Source organism: Rhodococcus sp. NPDC019647, from assembly GCF_044389235.1.
GTDB lineage: Bacteria > Actinomycetota > Actinomycetes > Mycobacteriales > Mycobacteriaceae > Rhodococcus_F > Rhodococcus_F oxybenzonivorans.
Map to the genome: position 1 here is coordinate 1 of NZ_JBIRXS010000065.1, position 5,639 is coordinate 5,639.

The following is a 5,639-nucleotide window of genomic DNA, read 5'->3' on the forward strand; positions in this document are numbered from 1 at the left end:
CGATTCATGTGCTTTTCCTCTTCACGCCGGGTTGTGTGTCGGACACTGCCAACCTAGGAACCGGCGAGCGGGCACCGATAGAACGAGCGCGCCCTCTAGTGGTACCGGTGCGCCAACATCAGTGCAGAAGCGGGCAACCGATCCGCGGCGTCGATCAGGACGTACGCTGCTACCCCTCGGCCCGATCGGCCGCCCATTGCTTCGCCGCCTTCGTGCACCATTCGGTCCAGGACAGTTCACTGTCGATGCCTGCCTGCAGGATCAGGTGCTGGAGTCGTTGTCGGCGAGACGTCAAGGGACCTTTGAAGTCCCGATCCTCTATATCGCGGTACGTCTGGAGAAGGGACCGGTGATAGTCCAAATGCTGGTGGATGTCGTCCGTCAGGTCGACGTCGCCCAGAACGGCGGCGGCGCGCATGCGCACGAGGAGCGGATCTCTGAGGGGCACCGGCTCTTGCCTGGTGTCCACCCATTCTCGTAGATATCGCACGCCTGTTTCGGTGATCTCGTATGTGCGAGGTGCGCCCCTGCCTTTGACCTGGCTCGCATGCGGCTGGATGAGACCGTCACCGGTCATGTTGCCGAGTTCACGATAAATCTGCTGGTGGGTCGCATGCCAGAAGTAGCCGATGGACGAGTCGAAGCGTCGCGTCAGCTCCTTGCCCGTGGCAGGGCGCTCCACGAGCGCCGTCAGGATCGCGCACCTCAGCGACATCGATTGCGACCTCCGTTGATTTTCGTGTGACGTATGGCGCTGCCAACTTTACTCATGCGGCCTCACACCACTTGTGCAACAAGTTGCACAAAAGCTAGTCTTCGCAGCGAGACAGCACATAGCCGCTAGCAAAGGACGAGATAGATGACCGCCTTCCGCAGACTGTTCGAACCGCTGCAGGTGGGGCCGTCGACCCTGCCGAATCGGGTAGTGATGGGTTCGATGCACCTGGGCTTGGAAGAAGTCGAAGGCGGATTCGAGACGATGGCGGAGTTCTACGCCGAGCGTGCACGGGGCGGTGTCGGGCTCATCGTCACCGGCGGCGTGTCTCCGAACCATGCCGGCAGGCCGTTCGAGGTGGGCGCGACCATGTCCACCACCGACGACGTACGGCGGCACCAGCTGGTGACACGGTCGGTGCACGACGCGGGCAGTCGAATCATATTGCAGCTACTGCATTTCGGTCGCTATGCCAAGCATCCCGATCTCGTGGCGCCGAGTTCCGTGCGAGCGCCGATCAATCGTTTCGTTCCGCGCGAGATGGACCCGGTCGAGATCGAAGAGACCATCGACGACTTCGCAGCGGCGGCTGTGCTGGCGCAGAACGCGGGTTACGACGGTGTCGAGATCATGGGATCCGAGGGCTATCTGATCAACGAATTCCTCGCGCCCCGTACCAATCACCGCCTCGACGAATGGGGCGGGGACTTCGACAACAGGGCAAGGTTCGCCCTCGAGATCGTGCGCCGCACCCGCCGATCGGTCGGCGAAGACTTTCTGATCTCATTCCGGATTTCCGTCACCGATTTGGTTCCGGACGGTTCCACCTTCACCGAAACGATCGAACTGGCGCGGCGACTCGAGCAGGCCGGGGTGTCGATTCTGAGCACCGGCGTCGGTTGGCACGAATCGAGTATCCCGACGATCGCGTCACCGGTGCCTGCGGGAGCGTTCCGAGACTACTCGGCGAAGATTCGCGCGGCTGTGACTGTTCCGGTCGTCGCGAGCAACCGGATCAACACTCCCGAACTCGCGGAGGCCATCTTGGCCAGCGGTTCTGCGGACCTGGTATCGATGGCGCGTCCGCTGCTGGCTGACCCGGACTTCGTGAACAAGGCGCGCACCGGGAGGGCACACCGCATCAACACCTGCATCGCCTGCAATCAGGCGTGCATCGATCATACGTTGGCCGAAAAGACGACGACCTGCCTGGTAAATCCCCGTGCAGGTCACGAGCTCACGCTGCTGGTCACCCCGCCGAAGGTTGGCAAACGCGTCGGCGTGGTGGGGGCCGGGCCTGCGGGGATGGCATTCAGCGCTTTCGCTGCCCGGCGGGGCCACGAGGTGACCCTGTTCGAAAGTCGTCCCACGCTCGGCGGGCAGTTCGATCTGGCCTGGCGTATCCCGGGTAAGTCGGAGTACCGGGAGACGATCAGATATTACGAGGGTGAACTCGAGGAAGCGGGTGTCTCGGTCCGGCTGAAGACACAGGCTGATGCCGAACTGTTAGTGTCCGAGAATTTCGACGAAATCGTCCTCGCGACGGGAGTAAAGCCACGCGACATCTCGATCGCCGGATCGTCGCATCCGTCGGTGGTCAGCTATGTCGATGTTCTTCGCGGAAGGGCACCGGTCGGTGACCGAGTCGCCATCGTCGGTGCCGGCGGCATCGGTTTCGATATCGCCGCGTTCGTTACCAACGAGGAATCGTCCGATACCGACGCACGCGACGACTTCTTCCAGCACTGGGGAGTGGACGTCGATCCGGATGTTCCGGGCGGAGTGCGGGCACCGGTGAAACGGGGAGCCGCACGCAGGGTCTATTTGCTTCAGCGGAAGACCGACAAGGTGGGTGCGGGCCTCGGGTTGACCACTGGCTGGATCCACCGGGCACACGTTGCGTCTCGCGGAGTCGAGATGATGTCGGGGGTTACTTACGAGGCCGTCGACGACGCCGGTCTGCACATCACCGTGAATGGTCGCGCCACCACGCTGGAGGTGGACACGGTCATCGTGTGTGCCGGACAATTGCCCGAGCGTGACATCTACGACGAGTTGCTGATCCGCGGGATACCGACACACCTCATCGGGGGAGCGTCGGTCGCTGCGGAACTGGACGCCAAACGCGCCATTCGGGAGGGCGCGGAATTGGCCGCCAGCATCTGATCGCCGGCGGCTCCTCACCGAATGAGGGAGGAGCGGTCCGTCTGGTCGGCGAACCGCTCCTCCGGTTGGTCGTTGCAGGGTCTCCGGTTCAGCGGTGCACCACTCAACGATCCACAGCTCAGCTCGCTTTCACCTTGGGCATGATCTCCTCGGTCAGACGTTTGAGGTCGTCCATGGTCTTCGAGGTCGGCACGTCCCTGAACGGTGGCCACAGAAGCGGCATTGTGAGGCCGGCCTCCTTGTAGCTCTTGAGCCGATCCTCGATTTGTTGAGCCGTACCCGCAAGCAAGTTCGTGGCCTTGCCCGCCGGGCTTTGATCGACCGGCTCATCGGTGATGACGAACCAGATCATGCTGCACATGTCGAAGCCGTCAGGGAAGTCCCGGCCGAGTAAGTCCAACTCGCGCTTCATCTCACCCTTCCAACGCTTGATGTCTTCGGGTGAGTCCTGGATACCGATCCATCCCTGTAGACCGTACTTCGCGATCCGCTTTGCCGAGCGCTTCGGATCCTTGAGACCTGAGAAGTAGATCGGCGGGCCAGGTTTCTGGATCGGCTTGTGACCGAATCCTGATAGCGGGAAGTCGGCGAATTCGCCGTGGTACTCGAACAACTCGTTGGACCAGATGCCCTGCATGATTTCGATCGTCTCGCGCACGTGCCCGTGTCGGCGGGGAAACAGGTGCGGGACGCTGGCGGCCGCGAACTCCTCGGGCATCCAGCCCGCCCCGACCCCGACGTTGAGCCTGCCATTCGACAGGTGGTCCTGGGTGGCGAGTTCTGCGGCGAGGACACCGGGGGAACGGTACGGGGTGTCGATGATGCTCATGCCGATCCGCACCTTCCGGGTCTTCGCGGCCAGCCATGGGATCAGAGTCATTCCTTGAAACCACTTGCCTCGCGAGATGACCGGCACGCTATCGGGCAGGTCGGTCATCATGCCGAACGGGTATTGAAGCTCCGCCCGGTCGGAGGTTTCGGGGACGACAATTCGGTCGAGCGTCCACACCGAATCGAAGTCGAGGTCCTCGGCGAGGGCGGTGAGGTCTTCGAGCTCTTGCAGCGTCACGTGGTCGCGGAAGTTCGGAAGGTAGAGAGCTAGCTTCATCGATCGGGCTCCTCACAATGTTGGTGGCGACGCTCCGTCAACTACCACTGTGGGCTGTGCTGACTTCGGCGTGCGTGTTTCGTAGGGTGGGTTTGTCGATTTTGCCGACGGCGTTTTTGGGGATGGCTTTGATGATGTAGGCAGTGGGTCGTTTGTAGCCGGTGAGATGTTGTTCGCAGAGTGTGGTCAGTGCTGTGGTGTCGATGGTGGCACCTGGTCGCGGTTGGACGTAGGCGACGACGATCTCGCCCCATTTCTCGTCGGGGACACCGATAACGGCGGCTTCGAGGACCGAGGGATCTGTGGTCAGGACATCTTCGATTTCTTTGGGGTAGATGTTCTCTCCGCCGCGGATGATCATGTCCTTCGACCGGCCGACGAGAACGAGGTAGCCGTCGGGGTCGAAGTGGCCGACGTCGCCGGTGTGGAGCCAGCCGTCGACGAGGGTGCGTGCTGTTTCTTCGGGGCGGCCGAGGTAGCCGCGCATGATGTTGGGGCCGCGGACGATGACCTCACCGTCCTGGCCGGTGGCGAGTTCGGTGCCGTTGTCGTCGACGATGCGAATTTCCTGGCCTATGAGGGGGAGTCCTACGCTGCCGGCGCGGCGGGGACCGTGGACAGGATTGCAGGTGGAGACACAGGTACCTTCGGAGAGTCCGTAGCCCTCGATGAGCGGGAATCCGTAGCGGGTTTCGAACCGGGTCAGCAATACGTCTGAGGCGGGTGCGGCTCCGCAGGCCCCGAATCGCAACGACGAGGTGTCGGGGACGAGTTCCGGGGGGAGCGCGGCGAGCATGTTGTAGATCGTGGGTACCGCGCTGAAGTAGGTGGGGCGTTCACGTTCGACGAGGTCGAAGAAGGTTTTGGGGTCGAACCGGCCGACGATGACGGCGCTGCCGCCAGCGAGCAATGGGGAGAGGATGCTGACAATGATGCCGTTGACGTGAAAGAGCGGCAGGATCAGCAGGGAACGGTCCGTTGGCTCCAGCGCCAGTGCCACGCCCATCATTTCGGCCATGGCCTCGATGTTGCTGTGGTCGAGCATGACGCCCTTGGGTGTGCCGGTCGTGCCGCTGGTGTAGACGAGTAGCGACAGGGCGGTCGGGTCCAGGATCGGTGCTGGATCGAACCCCGCAGGGTCGGTGTAGAGGGCTTCGGCGGCGAGAGTCGGGGTGTCCGGTGTGGTCGAGCCGTCCTCGATGACCAGCAGGCGCGCGTGGGAATCGCGTAGTTGGCGTTCGACTTCGATGTCGGTCATGCTGGGATTGACCGGTGTGACGGTGGCGCCGATCCGCCAGGCCGCGAAGAGGAGCACTACGAACTCGAGGCGGTTGGTCAGTTTCACGGCGACGACATCGCCGGCACCGATCCCGAGGTCGTGCAGGTGATGTGCAGCCGCCCGTACGCGAATGAGCAGCTCGGCGTTGGTGAGCGACTGCCGCCCGTCGGAGATCGCCGGCCCGTGCGGGTCCAGATCGGCGCGGTGGTCGGGCAGGGAAGCGAAATGCATGGCGTACCTATCGGGTCGGGGCGCGGTGGGAAGTCGATGGGCGTGGGGGTGTGGTGTTTGTGTTATTACGCGCCGTCGCGGGCGGCGATCGCGTTGATGGCGGAGAATTGCAGGGTCCAGAGGTTGGCGTGGTTGGGGTA

The 5,639-nt window shown here is 62.9% G+C and carries 4 protein-coding genes; 1 reads left to right on the top strand and 3 read right to left on the bottom strand.

The genetic code is table 11. The features are described from left to right. Positions 1-169 precede the first annotated feature (169 nt). Positions 170-715 (bottom strand): PadR family transcriptional regulator, encoded by a 546-nt coding sequence (locus ACH49N_RS38800; RefSeq protein WP_317768978.1) that lies wholly within the window; start codon positions 713-715, stop codon positions 170-172. Positions 716-859: 144 nt separating this feature from the next. Between ACH49N_RS38800 and ACH49N_RS38805 the strand changes: the two genes are divergently transcribed. Then, on the top strand, positions 860-2,881 hold the full coding sequence (locus ACH49N_RS38805) for an NADPH-dependent 2,4-dienoyl-CoA reductase (RefSeq protein ID WP_250778049.1): 2,022 nt from the start codon (positions 860-862) through the stop codon (positions 2,879-2,881). Between the two features lie 118 nt (positions 2,882-2,999). On the opposite strand, the gene ACH49N_RS38810 is transcribed toward ACH49N_RS38805, so the two are convergent. Then, positions 3,000-3,989 carry an LLM class flavin-dependent oxidoreductase gene (locus ACH49N_RS38810; RefSeq protein WP_358278800.1) on the bottom strand — a complete coding sequence of 330 codons (990 nt, stop codon included), beginning with the start codon at positions 3,987-3,989 and terminating at the stop codon, positions 3,000-3,002. A gap of 37 nt (positions 3,990-4,026) precedes the next feature. Continuing rightward, positions 4,027-5,499, bottom strand: coding sequence for an AMP-binding protein (locus ACH49N_RS38815; protein ID WP_358278797.1), 1,473 nt, complete (start codon positions 5,497-5,499; stop codon positions 4,027-4,029). Positions 5,500-5,639 lie beyond the last annotated feature (140 nt).

Coding starts and splice junctions, on each gene's coding strand:
- ACH49N_RS38810 (WP_358278800.1), bottom strand. CDS start 3,989: ATGAAGCTAGCTCTCTACCTTCCGAACTTCCGCGACCACGTGACGCTG.
- ACH49N_RS38805 (WP_250778049.1), top strand. CDS start 860: ATGACCGCCTTCCGCAGACTGTTCGAACCGCTGCAGGTGGGGCCGTCG.
- ACH49N_RS38800 (WP_317768978.1), bottom strand. CDS start 715: ATGTCGCTGAGGTGCGCGATCCTGACGGCGCTCGTGGAGCGCCCTGCC.
- ACH49N_RS38815 (WP_358278797.1), bottom strand. CDS start 5,499: ATGCATTTCGCTTCCCTGCCCGACCACCGCGCCGATCTGGACCCGCAC.